The organism is Micromonospora sp. NPDC093277, from assembly GCF_044765245.1.
In the GTDB taxonomy this organism is placed as follows: Bacteria; Actinomycetota; Actinomycetes; order Mycobacteriales; family Micromonosporaceae; genus Micromonospora.
This window is the reverse complement of record NZ_JBIWJO010000004.1, coordinates 402,842-417,699: the sequence shown is the minus strand read 5'-3', so window position 1 is coordinate 417,699 and position 14,858 is coordinate 402,842. Positions and strand designations below refer to the sequence as shown.

Sequence of the window (14,858 nt, the reverse complement as noted above, 5' to 3'; positions counted from 1 at the left end):
AACCGCAGGTCAGGCGAAGGCGGAGAGCCCGGTCAGCCGCTGCCCGACGACCAGTTGGTGGATCTCCGAGGTGCCCTCGTAGGTCAGCACGCTCTCCAGGTTGTTGGCGTGCCGCATGATCGGATATTCGCCGGAGATCCCGTTGGCCCCGAGGATCGTCCGGCACTCCCTGGCGATGGCCAGGGCCTCCCGCACGTTGTTCAGCTTGCCCACGCTGACCTGATCGGGGCGCAGCCTCCCGGCGTCGGCGAGCCGGCCCAGGTGCAGCGCCAGCAGCAGGCCCTTGTTCCACTCGACGGCCATGTCGGCGAGCTTGGCCTGGGTGAGCTGGAAGCCCGCGAGGGGCCGGCCGAACTGGGTCCGGGTGGTCGCGTACGCCAGGGTGGTCTCCAGGCAGTCGCGGGCCGCGCCGAGCGCGCCCCAGACGATGCCGTACCGGGCCTCGGTCAGGCAGCTCAGCGGCGCCTTCAGCCCGACCGCCTCGGGCAGCCGGGCGTCGGACGGGAGCCGGACGCCGTCGAGGACGATCTCCCCGGTCAGCGACGCGCGCAGCGACATCTTGTGCCGGATCTCGCGCGCCGTCACCCCCGGCGTGTCCATGGGTACGGCGAAACCTCGCACGCCCTCGTCGGTGCGGGCCCAGATCACCCCGACGTCGGCGACCGGCGCGTTGGTGATCCACATCTTGGCGCCGTCGAGGATCCAGTCGTCGCCGTCCCGACGCGCCCGGGTGGCCATCGAGGCCGGGTCGGAGCCGTGGTCCGGCTCGGTCAGCCCGAAGCAGCCGATCGCCTCGCCGGCCGCCATGGCGGGCAGCCAGCGCTGCTTCTGCTCCTCGCTGCCGTAGCGCCAGATGGCGTACATGGCCAGCGAACCCTGCACCGAGACCAGCGAGCGGACGCCGGAGTCGCCGGCCTCCAGCTCCAGGCAGGCCAGCCCGTACGCGACCGCCGGCGCGCCGGCGCAGCCGTACCCGGTCAGGTGCATGCCGAGCAGGCCGAGCTTGCCGAACTCGCGGGCCAGCTCGCGCGCCGGCACCTGACCGTCCTCGTACCAGCCGGCGACGTGCGGGCGTACCCGGTCGTCGACGAGCTGGCGCACGACGGCGCGGATCTGCCGCTCCTCCTCGCCCAGCGACGCGTCGATGTCCAGCAGGTCGAGAGGGGTCATGCGGCCACCTTAACGAAGGCTCAGGAGGACGTCACTCGCCCTGCGGGCTGAGCACCAGCACCCGGGCGTGGATCTGGTTGCGCTGCTGCAGCGCCGCCCGCAACGCCCGGTGCAGGCCGTCCTCCAGGTAGAGGCCGCCGTTCCACTGCACCACGTGCGGGAAGAGGTCGCCGTAAAAGGTCGAATCCTCGGCGAGGAGCTTGTCCAGCGCCAGCTCCCGCTTGGTGGTGATGAGCTGGTCCAGCCGCAGCGGACGCGGGGGGATCTCGGCCCACTGCTTGAGTGTGAGGTTGTGCTCCGGGTAGGGACGCCCGTCCCGGACCGCTCTGAAGATCACGGCGCGCTCCCCTCCCCCTGGCCCGACCCGCCTCGGCGCCCGGCCAGGTCAGGGCGAGACGCCACGTGGAACGGCTGATGATGTCCGTGCCAGCCTATCCGCACCCGCCACATTGCGTTTTACTCCCTCATGTCGGTTTCGCTACCGCCGATGCCCCGACCGGCCCGGACAGACCCGCCGTCAACTCCAGCGACCCCGCCGGACCACCTCGTCGGCCGGCCGTCGGCCGCGGCGCAGCGACGGTGACCGATGGTCGGGTGCGCGGTAGCCGACGGTGACCGCGCCGATCGGGTGGTATTCCGTAGGCACGCCGAACGCCTCCCGGTACGCCCCGATCCGCTGCGGCGGGATGCCGAAGAAGCAGGCACCCAGCCCCTCGTCGACGGCGGTGAGCAGCATCAGCAGCGCGGCGAAGCCGGTGTCCACGTACCAGTAGGGCACCGGCCAGCGGTCCTCGGCACGATCCGTCCAGCCCTTGTCCGGCTCGGCGTACCGGTCCAGGTAGGCGGAGCGGTTCGCGTGCGGCACCACGATCAGCGGAGCGCGGCGCATCCCGGCCAGCCAGCGGTCCCGGCCGCCCCCGCCCGGGGTGGCCGCGCTCCAGAACCGCTCCCGGTCCGCCGGCTCCTCCAGCACCAGGAAGCCCCAGCCCTGGGCGAAGCCCGCCGAGGGGGCCCGGACCGCGTGCTCCAGCAACCGGTCCACCACCTCGGGCGGGACGGGCCGGTCGGGGTCATAGTTGCGTACCATCCGGCGACGCCGGACGACCTCGGCGAACTCCACGCTCAGGCCCCGGGCCGGATGCCCCAGGCGCCCCGCCAGGTCTCGCCCGGGGCCAGGACGATCAGGTCCTTGCCGGAGCGGAAGGCGTCCGCCGGGCAGGTCATCGGCTCGACCGCGACCGAGCGGCGGTGCCGCTCGCCGGTGAGGGTGTCCCCGGTGAAGACCTGCCACCAGCCGAACTCCCGGCCAGCCCAGACGTGCACCGCCGAACCGTCCGGCGCGGCCAGGGTCACACTCGACCGGCCGTCGCCGTCCCGGACGATGTCACCGAAGGCCAGGTCGAGCACCGCGCCGCCGATCGGCCGGGGCTCGGTGAAGTCGTACTCGGTGCCGGCGACCCCGGTCGCGCCCACCGGGAGCAGCCGGCCGTCCAGCAGCATCCGGATCCGCCCCGGCACCCGCAGCGACAGCTCGTCCACGCCGGCCTTCGGCAGCCGGAGATACGGGTGCACCGAGAAGCCGAACGGCGCCGCCTCGCCGGCCAGGTTCGTCACCTCGTGCTCGGCGCGCAGCCCGTCCGCCCCGACACTCCACCGGGTACTCAGCCGCAGCGCCCACGGATAGCCCGGGGTCGGCGGCAGGTCGTAGCCGAGCGTGACGCTCTCCGGCGTCTGCTCGACCAGGTGCCAGTACACCCAGTTGACCAGGCCGTGGATGGCGTTGTTCCGGGCCGGCTCGGTCAGGTCGAGCTGCATCGTCCGGTCCCCGAACGTGTACACGCCGTCCCGGACCCGGTTCGGCCACGGGGCCAGCACCTGTCCGGCCGAGCCCGGGCAGATCTCGTCCGCCTCGTACCCGTCGAGGTAGTCCACCTCGTCGTGCCGATACGCCCGCAGCCCGCCGCCCACCTCGACGACGACGGCCTCGTGGCCGTCGGCGGAAATACTCCACTGTGCCCCCGACGGCGAGGGATACGCCCCGTTCTCCATGTTGGCGACCCTAGTGGATGAGAGGAAGGGTCCCTTGTTAACGCCTGCGGTATAGGAAGGGGCCCTCCAATCACCTGGGAAGCGCGGCGCGCGGGCGGGACAGGCGGACGTCAGGGTTGCTCGGCGGAACCGGTGGCCGAGCGGTAGCGGAGCAGCGCCGGGAAGGCCACCACCAGCAGCACGGCGAGTACGGCCGAGACGAGGCCGCCGCCGACCCAGGCGACCCCGGCGCCGAAGCCGGCCGCCATCGTGCCGGCCCGCAGGTCGCCCAGGCGCGGGCCGCCCGCGACCACCACGGTGTTCACGCCCTGGAGTCGGCCGCGCATCCGGTCCGGCGCGTACACCAGCAGCATCGACTGCCGCAGCACCGAGCTGACCAGGTCGGCGGCCCCGGCGAGGCCGAGCAGCAGCACCACCAGCCAGAGCTGGCGCGCCAGGCCGGCCAGGGCGATCGCGAGGCCCCAGCCCACCACGGCCAGCGCCAACGCCAGCCCCTGCCGGCGCAGGCGGCCGATCCAGCCGGAGGTCAGGCCGCCCACCATCGCGCCGATCGCGATGGCGCTGTAGAGCCAGCCGACCGCGCCGCCACCGCCCAGCCGGCCCTGCGCCACCTCGGGAAAGAGCGCCCGGGGCATGGCCAGGATCATCGCGATCAGGTCGATGGCGAACGACAGCAGCAGTACCGGCGTGGTGGCAAGGTAACGGAAGCCGTCGACGATGCTGGCCAGTCCCGCCTTCCGCGGGCTGCCGTCGTCCGTCGGGTCCGGCTCGGGCGGCATCGCCGGCAGGCGCAGGGTGGCCCAGAGCGAGACGGTGAAGAGCAGCGCGTCCACCGCGTACGCGATCGGCAGCCCGACCTCGATGCGCCAGGTGGCGAAGATCAGACCGGCGGTGAGGGGCCCGAAGACGGCGGTCGCGGTGAACGTGGTGAAGTTCAGCGTGCTGGCCGCCGGCACCAGCTCGTCCGGCACCAGGCGCGGCAGGATCGCGCTACGGGCCGGCGAGGTGATCGCGAACGCGGTCGACTGCACCGCCACCAGGGCGAGCAGCAGCCCCGGGCTGCCCACCCCGAACAACGACTGGGCCAGCAGACCCAGGGTCGACGCCCAGAGCAGCGCGCCGGCGGCCAGCAGGACCTGGCGCCGGTCCCGGGCGTCGGCGACCGCCCCGCCCCAGAGCCCGAAGAGCAGCAGCGGCAGGAACCCGGCCACGCCGAGGAGGCCGACCCAGAACGAGCCGCCGGTCAGTCCGAACATCTCCACCGGTACGGCGACCGCGGTGAACTGGAAGCCGAACATCGCCACGCCGTTACCGAGCCACACCCGCCGGTACGCGGGCACGGCCAGCGGACGCAGGTCGATCGCCCAGCGGCGCGGTTCGCGCGGCCGGGCCTCCTTCACCCCGGTCACGGCGCCAGCCGCTCGGTGACCCAGGTGCCGCCGCCGGCACGCCGGAACCGCAACCGGTCGTGCAACCGGCTGGCCCGGCCCTGCCAGAACTCCACCGTCTCGGGGAGCACCCGGAACCCGCCCCAGTGCGGCGGCGCGGGGATCGGCTCGACGGCGACGAAGCGCTCGGCCGCCGCCCGGTACGCCGCGTCCAGCGCGGCCCGGTCCGGGATGACCCGGGACTGGGTGCTGGCCCAGGCGCCGAGCTGGGAGCCGCGCGGCCGGCTGGCGAAGTACGCCTCGGTCTCGGCCCGGTCGACCCGCACCACCCGGCCGGCGACCACCACCTGGCGCTGCATCGGGAACCACGGGAACACCAGGCTGGCCCACGGGTTGGCGGCCAGCTCGCCGCCCTTGCGCGAGTCGTGGTTGGTGTAGAAGACGAAGCCCTCCGGGTCGTACCCCTTGAGCAGCACGGTCCGGCCGCTCGGGCGACCCTCGGCGTCGGCCGTGCCCAGCACCATCGCGTTCGGCTCGGGGAGTGGATACGCGACCGCGTCGGCGAACCACCGGACGAACTGGGTGTGCCAGTCCGGCGCCAGATCCGATTCGGAAAGGCCCAGGTCGGCCGCGTACTCGTTACGCATGGCGGCCGGAGCCGGTGTGTCGCCCGTCACTCTCCACGTCCCTTTCGTCGAGGCGGCCGCGTCCCCCGACGCTGGCCACGCCCCACCGACCAGTCTGGCCGAGACCGTGCGCCTGTCCACAGGTGGGGATGTCGCGTGTAGCACAGTCGCGGTGGGTCGCAAACTTAGTTACTCAGCAGGCAAGATGGCACGAACACATCGCTGAGGGTCGCCGGGGCGCTGGGTTCGGCTGAGCCCGCGCGGGCGCACCGCCGGAAGCCAGGAGACAACATGTCCGACTTCAAACCGGGCCTGGAGGGCGTCGTAGCCTTCGAGACCGAGATCGCCGAACCTGACCGCGAGGGTGGCGCGCTGCGCTATCGCGGCGTGGACATCGAGGATCTGATCGGTCAGGTCTCCTTCGGCAACGTCTGGGCGCTGCTGGTCGACGGGCGCTTCGGCCCGGGCCTGCCGCCGGCCGAGCCGTTCCCGGTGCCGGTGCACTCCGGCGACATCCGCGTCGACGTGCAGTCCGCGGTCGCCATGCTCGCCCCGTACTGGGGGCTCGACCAGATGCTCGACATCTCCGACGAGCAGGCCCGCGCGGATCTCGCCCGGGTCTCCGTGACCGCGCTCTCCTTCGTGGCCCAGTCCGCCCGCGGCCTGGGCCTGCCGGCCGTGCCGCAGAAGGAGATCGACAAGGCGGAGACGATCGTCGAGCGGTTCATGAAGCGCTGGCGGGGTGAGCCCGACCCGCGGCACGTCAAGGCCGTCGACGCCTACTTCATCTCGGCCGCCGAGCACGGCCTGAACGCCTCCACCTTCACCGCCCGGATCGTCGCCTCCACCGGCGCCGACGCCGCCGCCTGCATCTCCTCCGGCATCGGCGCGCTCTCCGGCCCGCTGCACGGCGGCGCGCCGTCCCGGGTGCTCAGCATGCTGGAGGCCGTCGAGCGCAGCGGCGACGCCGACGGGTACGTCAAGGGCGTCCTCGACCGGGGCGAGCGGCTGATGGGCTTCGGCCACCGGGTCTACCGGGCCGAGGACCCTCGTGCCCGGGTGCTCCGCCGCACCGCGAAGGAGCTGGGCGCGCCCCGCTTCGAGGTCGCCGAGGCGCTGGAGAAGGCCGCCCTCTCCGAGCTGCAGGCCCGCCGCCCGGACCGGGTGCTCGCCACCAACGTCGAGTTCTGGTCGGCCGTGGTGCTGGACTTCGCCGAGGTGCCGGCGCACATGTTCACCTCGATGTTCACCTGCGCCCGGATGGGCGGCTGGTCGGCGCACATCCTGGAGCAGAAGAAGCTCCAGCGGCTGGTCCGCCCGTCGGCCCGGTACGTCGGCCACAGCCCCCGCAAGCCGCAGGAGGTCGAGGGCTGGGACGCCATCCCGCACGGCGTCTGATCACCTGCCCGTCGAGCCCCGCCCGGCCCCCGGGCGGGGCTCGTGCTTTCCCCCTGTTTCCCGTCCACAGCGCAAGATCCGCACAACCTCGCGGCAAGCGGCCCCTCATGAGGCCGGGAAGCAGCACGTTCCCTGAAAGTGCGCGGTGTGGGGTGTGTTCGACGCCTCACCTCACAGGCCGGGACCAGCCGCCGGAGCGGGTCGCGCGGGTGCGAGGATGAAGGCCGGCAGTGCCGCCGGACCGGGCTCGGATCCCGGCCTCCCCGCGCGCTCGCGCGCGGCCGCCGTCGGTTCGCGCCCGCACAGAGGGCCGTCCCCGCCCACGCGGAAGGATCGAGAAAACCGTGGCTGACGCACCGACCATCCGGATTCCCGACGACATCAAGCCCGCCGACGGGCGCTTCGGCTGCGGGCCGTCCAAGGTCCGTCCGGCGGCGGTCTCCGCCCTCGCCGACGTCGCCACCAGCTACCTGGGCACCTCGCACCGGCAGAAGACCGTCCGCGACCAGGTCGCCCGGCTGCGCCGGGGCATCGCCGAGTTCTTCTCCCTCCCCGAGGGCCACGAGGTGATCATCGGCAACGGCGGCACCACCGCCTTCTGGGAGGTCGCCACCTTCGGCCTGGTCCGGGACCGGGCCCAGTTCGCCAGCTTCGGCGAGTTCGGCGCGAAGTTCGCCAAGTCGGTCAAGGACGCCCCGTTCCTGGGCGAGCCGACCGTCCGCAAGTCCGAGCCGGGCAGCGCGCCGGCCCTGGTCGCCGAGGCCGGCGTGGACGTCTACGCCACCCCGCACAACGAGACCTCCACCGGCGTGGCCGTGCCGATCAGCCGGGTGGCGGGCGCCGACGAGGGCGCGCTGCTGCTGGTCGACGCCACCTCCGGCGCCGGCGGCCTGGAGGTCAACGTCGGCGAGACCGACGTCTACTACTTCGCCCCGCAGAAGTGCTTCGGCTCCGACGGCGGCCTCTGGCTGGCTCTGATGTCGCCGGCCGCGCTGGCTCGGGCCACCGAGATCAAGGAGTCCGGCCGCTACATCCCGGCCTTCCTCGACCTGGTCACCGCGATCGACAACTCGCGGCTGGAGCAGACGTACAACACCCCCGCGCTGGCCACCATCTTCCTGGCCGCGGAGCAGACCGACTGGATGAACGCCCAGGGCGGCCTGGCCTGGGCGGCCAAGCGCACCGCCGAGAGCGCCAACATCGTGTACGGCTGGGCCGAGCGCGCCGAGTTCGCCACCCCGTTCGTGGCCGACCCGGCGCTGCGCTCCAACGTGGTCGCCACGATCGACTTCGCCGACGGCGTGGACGCCTCGGCGATCGCCAAGGCGCTGCGCGCCAACGGCATCGTGGACACCGAGCCGTACCGGAAGCTGGGCCGCAACCAGCTGCGGGTCGCGCTCTTCCCGGCGGTCGAGCCGGCCGACGTGGAGGCGCTCACCGCGTCCATCGACTACGTGGTCGAGCGACTCTGATCACTCGGTGACGGTGGGTGGTTGTCGAGGCCTCGGCGACCACCCACCGTGATCATCGCCGCAGCTCAGTCGCGACATGCCGGGTGTCGCATCCCCCACCTTCGGGTAGATGAGCGTACGGTGGTGCGAGACGCCCGGGTGGCCGACCCGCGGCGTGACGGCCAGCGGAGCGGGACGGAGGCAAGCACATGCGCCCAGTACGCTTCGTCGCCCTCTCCGAGGACGGCCAGGCCATGGTGCTCGCCGACGAGGTCGGGCGCCTGCTCGCCCTGCCGATCGACGAACGCATCGCCGGGGCGCTGCACGCCGAGCCCGGGTCGGCACCCCTCGCGGTGGTGCCGAACGCCGCCGACCCGACGCCGTCCCTCTCTCCACGGGACATCCAGGCCCGCATCCGCGCCGGCGAGTCCGCTGAGGACGTCGCCCGGATCGCCGGCGTCCCGGTCGACCGCGTCCTGCGCTACGCGGGCCCGGTGCTCCAGGAGCGGGCCATGCTCGCCCAGCACGCCCGGCGGACCCGGCTCAAGGGTGCGGAGAAGCCGACCCCGCTCGCCGAGGTGGTCAACGGCCGGCTGGCCCAGCACGGGATCGACACCGAGAAGATCTCCTGGGACGCGTACCGGCGGGACGACGGCACCTGGCGGATCATCGCCACCTGGCCGTCGGGCAAGGCCACCGCGCAGGCCGTCTGGGACCTCGACAAGGCCCGGCAGCACGTCGCCCCGCACGACGACATGGCGCAATATCTCTGCGCCGAGCGGCCGACGCCGATCCTCGGCCAGGAGCCGGCCCCGGAGCGGGGCGGCCACGCGCTGCCCGGCCCGTCGCGCGGCGAGCCGAGCCGGGGCGGGCACGGCCTGCCGACGCCCGCCGAGCACGCCCGCCCGGGGCGGGACCCGATCCGCGCCGGCCGGGACGCCCTGCTCGCCTCGCTGGACCGGCCGCTCGGCTCGACCTCCGGCCGCGGGCTCGAACCACGCACGCCGGCCGCGCTGGCCGGGCCGGACGCCCCCCGCCAACGCCCCGTCAGCGGTGGCGCGGCGGCGCTGCTCGGCGGCGGCCCCGGGTCCGCGTTCGACGACGACTCGGACGCGCCGAAGGAGGTTCCGGCCGTACCGTCGCTGGCGGTGCTGCGACCGCGTCGCACCGGCGCGGCGGCGGCCGCAGCCGGCAACGAGTCCACCGAGGCCGGCGGCAAGCCGCGCAAGCGGCTGCCGAGCTGGGACGATGTCCTGTTCGGCACCGGCCCGGCGGCCCGCGAGTCGTCCTGATCCATCGGGCACCCTGGTGTCGTAGGCACTCGAAGTCCGGGCGTGCCAGGGTGAACCCATGGAGTACACGAACCTGGGACGTACCGGTCTGTCCGTGAGCCGGCTCTGCCTCGGCACCATGAACTTCGGTCCGCAGACCGACGAGCCGGACAGCTTCGCCATCATGGACCGGGCACTGGAACACGGGATCAACTTCTTCGACACCGCGAACGTCTACGGCTGGAAGCTCGGCGAGGGCGTCACCGAGCGGATCATCGGCCGCTGGATCGCCCAGGGCGGCGGGCGCCGCGACAAGGTCGTCCTGGCCACCAAGGTGTACGGCAGGATGGGCGAGTGGCCCAACGAGCAGGGCCTCAGCGCCCGGCACATCATCCGGGCCTGCGAGGACTCGCTGCGCCGGCTCCAGACCGACACCATCGACCTGTACCAGATGCACCACATCTCACGGGCCACGCCGTGGGAGGAGATCTGGCAGGCCATGGAGACCCTGGTCGCCCAGGGCAAGGTGATCTACGTCGGATCGTCCAACTTCGCCGGCTGGCACATCGCCCAGGCGCAGGCCGCGGCGGGCCGGCGCAACTTCCTCGGCCTCGTCTCCGAGCAGTGCATCTACAACCTGATGACCCGGTACGTCGAGCTTGAGGTGATCCCGGCCGCACAGCATCACGGGCTGGGCGTCATCCCCTGGTCGCCGCTGCACGGCGGCCTGCTCTCCGGCGTCATCCGCAAGATGGCCGAGGGCGGCGCGGCCCGCAGCGCCGCCGGCCGGTCGGCCGACGCGCTCGCCGCGCACCGGCCCACCATCGAGGCGTACGAGAAGCTCTGCGCCGACCTGGGTCACGACCCGGCCGACGTGGCGCTGGCCTGGCTGCTCTCCCGGCCGGGCGTGACCGCCCCGATCGTCGGGCCGCGCACCGTGGACCAGCTCGACCGGAACCTCGCCGCGCTGGAGATCGAACTCGACGAGGCGACCCTGACGCGCCTCGACGAGCTCTTCCCACCCGTCGGCAACGGCGGCCCTGGCCCCGAGGCCTGGGCCTGGTGACCCGTCGAGCCGGTCAGACGGGCCAGGCGGCGAGGCGATCGTAGGTGGGACGGGGGCCCGGGTGGCTGCGGACCAGCACCAACTCCTCCGCCGGCCACTCCGGGCCGAGGTAGGCGTGCAGGGCCTCCCGGTCGGCCAGCACGTCGGCACGGTCGACCCGGTCGCCGGGACGGGCGACGGTCAGATGTGCCCGGAACGGCTTCTCGTCGTGCGGCAGCTTGGCGCGGCGCAACCCGAACCGGATCAGCCGGACCAGCACCGCCAGCGCCTCGACGTCACCCTGGACATCCACCCAGAGCACGGTGAACCGGCCCCGCCCGAAGCTGCCCCCGCCCCCGAGGCGGAGCCACGGCGAGCTGTCCCGGCCGCCCCGGAACGTCTCGGCGGCCAGGCCGAGCGCGCTCTCCACGTCGACCAGCCGGTCCTCGGGCACGTCGCCGAGGAAGGCCAGGGTGAGGTGGGCGTTGGCCGGGTCGGCCAGCCGGACGTTGGTGCCGGCCGCGGAGGCGGCGCCGATCCGCAGCCGGGCCACCTGGGCGGTGAGATCGTCGACCGCCGGCCGGGGTGGGTAGACCGCGACGAAGAGCCGCATCCGAGTCGCCGGGTCAGCGGTGTCGCTGGTGGTGGCCGGGGCGGGCCGCGGGCAGCGTGAGCCCGGCGGCGTGCAGCAGCCCCTCCACCCGTACCCGCTCGATCTCCCGGTCCACGCCGTCCAGCTCGGCGAGGTGCTCGGTGATGCCCAGCGCCCGGCAGGCGGCCCGCAGCCGCTCGTCGTACGTGTCGATGATCGCGCCGTGCCACACCACCGGGCGGTCGACGGCGGCGAGCCGGTGGCCGCCGAGCCGGCGCAGGTCGGTGGCGAGCTGTTGCAGGGGACGCCGGTCCGCCCGGTCGAGCTCGGTGAGGTCGATGTCGCGGGTGAGCGCGTCGGCCTCGATGGCCCGGTCCAGCCGGGCGATGGTACGCCGTTCCCGCCGCTGTTCGCGCCATTCTGCCCACCAGCAGATCACCCGGTCGAGGATCTCGTCGGCGCAGAAAATCAGCGCGAAGACGGCGGGCAGGCAGCAAACAGCGAGGATTGCCAGCACCAGCAGTAGTCCCCGCGCCACGTATCGACGCTAAGGCCCTTCGTTGCGGCCCGCCACCGGATTCCCCAGATCCGGCTGAATGAATAACGCCGAGGATCGGTCCCCGGGGCGGGAACCGGTCCTCGGCGTCACTCAACGGGTCATTCGGCGCCGGGCGACACCACGTAGAAGCGGGGCATGGGCAGCACCCGCATCCGCAGCCGGGCGCCGGAGCGACGCAGCTGCCAGGTGAGCGCGAGGAGCGCCACGGCCAGCGAGATCAGCCCGCCGATCCAGATGCTCGCCCCGGCGCCGTAGGTCTCGGCCACCCAGCCGATGACCGGCGCGCCGACCGGGTTGGTGCCGAGGAAGACCAGCACCCAGAGCGCCATCACCCGGCCCCGGAAGGCGGCGTCGACGCTGAGCTGGACCCGCTGGTTCGAGGCCTGGGCGAAGAAGACCATGAAGAACCCGGTCGGCAGCAGCAGCGCCACCACCAGCCAGTACGCCGGGGCTAGCCCGACCAGGGTGCCGAAGGTGGCGCAGCCGATCGCCGCGCCGAGCACCAGCCAGACCGAGGGGCGGGTGCGCCGTCCGGTGCCGGCCAGGGCGCCGGCCAGCGCACCGGCCGCGAGGGCGGTGCTGAACAGGCCGAACGAGGCGGCACCGGTGTTGAACACGGTCTTGGCCAGCGCGGCGAGAGTCAGCTGGAAGTTGAACAGGCTCATCCCGATCACCGACATCAGCGCCATCGGCAGCAGTATGTCGGGGCGGCGGGCGACGTATCGCAGGCCGTCCACCACTCGGGCCTGGTCGCGCTCGCCGGCCGGCGGCAGGTCCTTGCGGTACAGCTCGGAGGTACGCATCCGGACCACGTTGACCAGCGGGGCGATCGAGCTGAGCGCGGTGAACATGAAGACCGGCCCGACGTCGAACGCGGCGATGGCCAGACCGGCGACGGCCGGGCCGACTATCCGGGCCGAGTTGAAGGTGGCCGCGTTGAGCGAGAGCGCGTTGGGCAGCAGCGGCACGCCGACCAGCTCGGAGACGAACGCCTGCCGGACCGGGGTTTCCACCGCGTTGGCGACGCCGAGCAGGAGGGCGAACGTGAAGACGTGCCAGAGCTGCACCAGCCCGGTGATCACCAGCAGGCTCATCACCAGCGCCAGCGAGGTCCAGAACGCGTTGGCGATGAAGAGCAGCATCCGCTTGTCGTACCGGTCGGCGAGCCGGCCGGAGAGCAGGGTCAGCAGCAGGACGGGGGTGAACTGGAACGCGGTGACCACGCCGAGCGCGGTGGCGGAGTTGTCGCTGAGCTCGAGGACGAGCCAGTCCTGGGCGATGAACATCATCCAGACGCCGATCAACTTGATCAGCTGTCCGGTGGCAAAGAGCCGGTAGTTACGGACTCGTAGGGACTGGAACATCGTGCTCAGCTTCGCCCGCACTCTTGGTGCGCCTCCTCGCGTCGGTACGCTTCATCCACGCCGGACGGGGCGGAGAGCACGACGCGTCGTGGCTCAGGCGCGAGCGATCCCTTGGAGGATGTTGGCGGCCCGCCGCAGCGTGTCGCGTTCCTCCTCGGTCAGCGCGGCCAGCCGGTCGGCCAGCCACTCGTTGCGGGCCCGCTCGAACTGTTCGAGCACGGCCCGCCCTCCCTCGGTCGCCGCGAGGATGACCTGCCGGCCGTCGGTCGGGTGGGGGGTGCGCTGCACGAGGCCGCGCTCCTCCAGCTTCGCGACGATCTTGGTCATCGTTGGCGGCTGCACCCGCTCGACGTCGGCCAGCTCCCGGGGCGTCAGGGCACCAGCCAGGTTGAGGCTGGTGAGCGCCGAGACCTGGGTGACCGTCAGGTCACCGACCGGGCGAGCCTGTCGGACCCGCCGGTTGAGTCGGGTGATCGCATCACGCAGCTGAGTGGCCAGCTGCGCCGGTGGCACGCGTTTCGCCGTCACCGTCCGCTCCGTCACACTAGTTAGCTTAACTAATAAGCCTGGCTAACGACATGCGATATGACCAGACTCACCAGAAGATCGTTTTGTCCCCGCGCCGGAACACCACGAACCCGATCGGCCCGCGCGGGAAGTACAGGATGAACGCCAGCGCCGCGACGTACAACAGGGGGTGGATGTCAAGGGCGTTATCCCTGGCCAACCTGATCACCACGTACGCGCGCACGCCCGTATGCTGTGCGCGTGTCCCAGGAGCAACCGCCGCGGCCCGAGCCGCTCGACCCACCGATGGTGCCGTTCGCCGTCGCCGGGCTGATCGCCTGGGCGGTGGTCGGGCTGGTGCTGCTGATCTTCTTCCGCGGTTGGCTCACCGAGCACGGGCACCAGGACTGGCTCTGGACCTGCCTGGCCGGTTTCCTGTGGGGCTTTCCCGGTCTCGCCGTGATGATGCGGCACGACGCCAACCGGCGTCGCCGCCGGGAGGCCGCCGCCCGCCAGGGCTGACCGTCAGTCGCGGCCGACCGTCACGGGTGGCCGTACGGCTCGGCCGGCTCGGCCGCCTCCACCGAGCCGGGAGCCCGGCTCACCGACACCGCCTCGACCGCGCTGTCGTCGTAGACCGTGGGCAGCTCGTCGACCGGGGTCTCGGTCGTCTCGGCCAGCGTCTCCGAGTGCGCGCCGCAGCCGTGGTCGGCGCTCACCACCCGGCCGTCGTCGGGCGCGTAGAAGTTGCCGCAGGCGCCGAAGGACTGCCGCAGCGAACCGGCGAGCGGCAGATAGAAGCCACAGGTGCCGCAGCGGGCACCGGCCGGCGCGGCCACCGAGATCGCGGCGTCCGGGCCGTGTTCGCCGTCGTACCAGCGCTGGGCGGCCTCCGAGCGGCCCTCCCGGGACAGCACCCGGGGCCGGCCCAGGCCCAGCTCCCACGCGGCCTCCTCGACCGCCGGATCGTCGGAGAGCAGGTAGCCCGGGGCCAGGCGCTCGTCGTCCGCCGGAGTCGGCAGCAGGTCGCCCGGGCCCAGGTCGCCCGGCTTGAGCCGCTCCTGCCAGGGCACCCAACCGGGGGCGAGCAGCGCGTCGGGGCCGGGCAGCAGGACCGTCTCGCAGATCGTGACGTTGCGGCTGCGCGGCACCCGGGTCACCGTGACCGCCCAGCGCCAGCCGCGGTAGCCCGCCAGCCGGCACTCGAAGTAGTGGGTGACGAGCCGATCGCCCTCGGCGACGGCCTGGAGGTGATCGCCGACGTCGGCGGGGTCCACCTCGATGATGGCGGCGCGGGCCACCTCGACGGCGGCGGCGCACACCTGGTCGAGCCGGGGAGCGCGGGCGGAGGCGGGCCTGGTCACCCGCCCATTGTTCCCCATGCCCACCGTCGACTGTCAGGCACTCCCCGGAGTCGTTCTACCGGGTGGCGGAGCGC

17 protein-coding genes are annotated in these 14,858 nt (G+C 72.9%); 5 read left to right on the top strand and 12 right to left on the bottom strand.

What is annotated here, in order from left to right:
• Positions 1–9 precede the first annotated feature (9 nt).
• The 6 genes from ACIRG9_RS12230 to pdxH form a co-directional block, all read right to left on the bottom strand.
• Positions 10–1,170, bottom strand: a complete 1,161-nt coding sequence (locus tag ACIRG9_RS12230; protein WP_402854065.1) for an acyl-CoA dehydrogenase family protein — start codon at positions 1,168–1,170, stop codon at positions 10–12.
• A 31-nt stretch (positions 1,171–1,201) separates the two neighbouring features.
• The gene (locus ACIRG9_RS12225; protein ID WP_091113285.1) at positions 1,202–1,507 is read right to left on the bottom strand and encodes a type II toxin-antitoxin system VapB family antitoxin; all 306 of its coding nucleotides are present in this window, start codon (positions 1,505–1,507) and stop codon (positions 1,202–1,204) included.
• Positions 1,508–1,687: 180 nt separating this feature from the next.
• The gene (locus ACIRG9_RS12220) at positions 1,688–2,290 is read right to left on the bottom strand and encodes a nitroreductase family protein (RefSeq protein WP_402854062.1); all 603 of its coding nucleotides are present in this window, start codon (positions 2,288–2,290) and stop codon (positions 1,688–1,690) included.
• Positions 2,291–2,292: 2 nt separating this feature from the next.
• Positions 2,293–3,219 (bottom strand): aldose 1-epimerase family protein, encoded by a 927-nt coding sequence (locus ACIRG9_RS12215; RefSeq protein ID WP_402854059.1) that lies wholly within the window; start codon positions 3,217–3,219, stop codon positions 2,293–2,295.
• A gap of 110 nt (positions 3,220–3,329) precedes the next feature.
• Positions 3,330–4,628, bottom strand: coding sequence for an MFS transporter (locus tag ACIRG9_RS12210; protein ID WP_402854058.1), 1,299 nt, complete (start codon positions 4,626–4,628; stop codon positions 3,330–3,332).
• On the bottom strand, positions 4,625–5,254 hold the full coding sequence (pdxH, locus tag ACIRG9_RS12205) for a pyridoxamine 5'-phosphate oxidase (protein WP_402854295.1): 630 nt from the start codon (positions 5,252–5,254) through the stop codon (positions 4,625–4,627). The genes ACIRG9_RS12210 and pdxH overlap by 4 nt, the downstream gene beginning before the upstream one ends.
• Positions 5,255–5,524: 270 nt before the next feature.
• On the opposite strand from pdxH, the gene ACIRG9_RS12200 reads away from it, so the two are divergent.
• The 4 genes from ACIRG9_RS12200 to ACIRG9_RS12185 all read left to right on the top strand — a co-directional run bounded on the left by ACIRG9_RS12200 (position 5,525) and on the right by ACIRG9_RS12185 (position 10,419).
• On the top strand, positions 5,525–6,631 hold the full coding sequence (locus tag ACIRG9_RS12200) for a citrate synthase 2 (protein WP_402854056.1): 1,107 nt from the start codon (positions 5,525–5,527) through the stop codon (positions 6,629–6,631).
• A gap of 344 nt (positions 6,632–6,975) precedes the next feature.
• On the top strand, positions 6,976–8,103 hold the full coding sequence (serC, locus tag ACIRG9_RS12195) for a phosphoserine transaminase (RefSeq protein ID WP_402854053.1): 1,128 nt from the start codon (positions 6,976–6,978) through the stop codon (positions 8,101–8,103).
• A gap of 188 nt (positions 8,104–8,291) precedes the next feature.
• The gene (gene sepH / locus ACIRG9_RS12190; RefSeq protein ID WP_402854050.1) at positions 8,292–9,374 is read left to right on the top strand and encodes a septation protein SepH; all 1,083 of its coding nucleotides are present in this window, start codon (positions 8,292–8,294) and stop codon (positions 9,372–9,374) included.
• Between the two features lie 58 nt (positions 9,375–9,432).
• Entirely contained in the window at positions 9,433–10,419 is a 987-nt protein-coding gene (locus ACIRG9_RS12185; protein ID WP_402854047.1) for an aldo/keto reductase, read from the top strand.
• Positions 10,420–10,432: 13 nt separating this feature from the next.
• Here ACIRG9_RS12185 and thpR read toward each other — a convergent pair whose 3' ends face one another.
• The 5 genes from thpR to ACIRG9_RS12160 form a co-directional block, all read right to left on the bottom strand.
• A complete protein-coding gene (gene thpR / locus ACIRG9_RS12180) occupies positions 10,433–11,011 on the bottom strand; it encodes an RNA 2',3'-cyclic phosphodiesterase (protein ID WP_402854045.1) in 579 nt (192 codons plus the stop codon).
• 13 nt (positions 11,012–11,024) lie between these two features.
• Positions 11,025–11,528 (bottom strand): hypothetical protein, encoded by a 504-nt coding sequence (locus ACIRG9_RS12175; protein WP_402854043.1) that lies wholly within the window; start codon positions 11,526–11,528, stop codon positions 11,025–11,027.
• A gap of 119 nt (positions 11,529–11,647) precedes the next feature.
• Entirely contained in the window at positions 11,648–12,934 is a 1,287-nt protein-coding gene (locus ACIRG9_RS12170) for an MFS transporter (protein WP_402854040.1), read from the bottom strand.
• A gap of 72 nt (positions 12,935–13,006) precedes the next feature.
• On the bottom strand, positions 13,007–13,456 hold the full coding sequence (locus ACIRG9_RS12165) for a MarR family winged helix-turn-helix transcriptional regulator (RefSeq protein ID WP_197673931.1): 450 nt from the start codon (positions 13,454–13,456) through the stop codon (positions 13,007–13,009).
• Positions 13,457–13,508: 52 nt separating this feature from the next.
• Positions 13,509–13,664: a hypothetical protein gene (locus ACIRG9_RS12160; protein WP_402854037.1), complete on the bottom strand. Its 156-nt coding sequence runs from the start codon at positions 13,662–13,664 to the stop codon at positions 13,509–13,511.
• A gap of 17 nt (positions 13,665–13,681) precedes the next feature.
• Here ACIRG9_RS12160 and ACIRG9_RS12155 point away from each other — a divergent pair, with 17 nt between their 5' ends.
• Complete coding sequence (locus tag ACIRG9_RS12155) at positions 13,682–13,942, top strand: DUF2530 domain-containing protein (protein ID WP_402854034.1); 261 nt, start codon at positions 13,682–13,684, stop codon at positions 13,940–13,942.
• A 20-nt stretch (positions 13,943–13,962) separates the two neighbouring features.
• On the opposite strand, the gene ACIRG9_RS12150 is transcribed toward ACIRG9_RS12155, so the two are convergent.
• On the bottom strand, positions 13,963–14,802 hold the full coding sequence (locus ACIRG9_RS12150; protein ID WP_402854031.1) for a DUF3027 domain-containing protein: 840 nt from the start codon (positions 14,800–14,802) through the stop codon (positions 13,963–13,965).
• Positions 14,803–14,858: the final 56 nt, after the last annotated feature.

Coding starts and splice junctions, on each gene's coding strand:
- ACIRG9_RS12230 (WP_402854065.1), bottom strand. CDS start 1,170: ATGACCCCTCTCGACCTGCTGGACATCGACGCGTCGCTGGGCGAGGAG.
- ACIRG9_RS12215 (WP_402854059.1), bottom strand. CDS start 3,219: ATGGAGAACGGGGCGTATCCCTCGCCGTCGGGGGCACAGTGGAGTATT.
- pdxH (WP_402854295.1), bottom strand. CDS start 5,254: ATGCGTAACGAGTACGCGGCCGACCTGGGCCTTTCCGAATCGGATCTG.
- ACIRG9_RS12200 (WP_402854056.1), top strand. CDS start 5,525: ATGTCCGACTTCAAACCGGGCCTGGAGGGCGTCGTAGCCTTCGAGACC.
- sepH (WP_402854050.1), top strand. CDS start 8,292: ATGCGCCCAGTACGCTTCGTCGCCCTCTCCGAGGACGGCCAGGCCATG.
- ACIRG9_RS12185 (WP_402854047.1), top strand. CDS start 9,433: ATGGAGTACACGAACCTGGGACGTACCGGTCTGTCCGTGAGCCGGCTC.
- thpR (WP_402854045.1), bottom strand. CDS start 11,011: ATGCGGCTCTTCGTCGCGGTCTACCCACCCCGGCCGGCGGTCGACGAT.
- ACIRG9_RS12150 (WP_402854031.1), bottom strand. CDS start 14,802: ATGGGGAACAATGGGCGGGTGACCAGGCCCGCCTCCGCCCGCGCTCCC.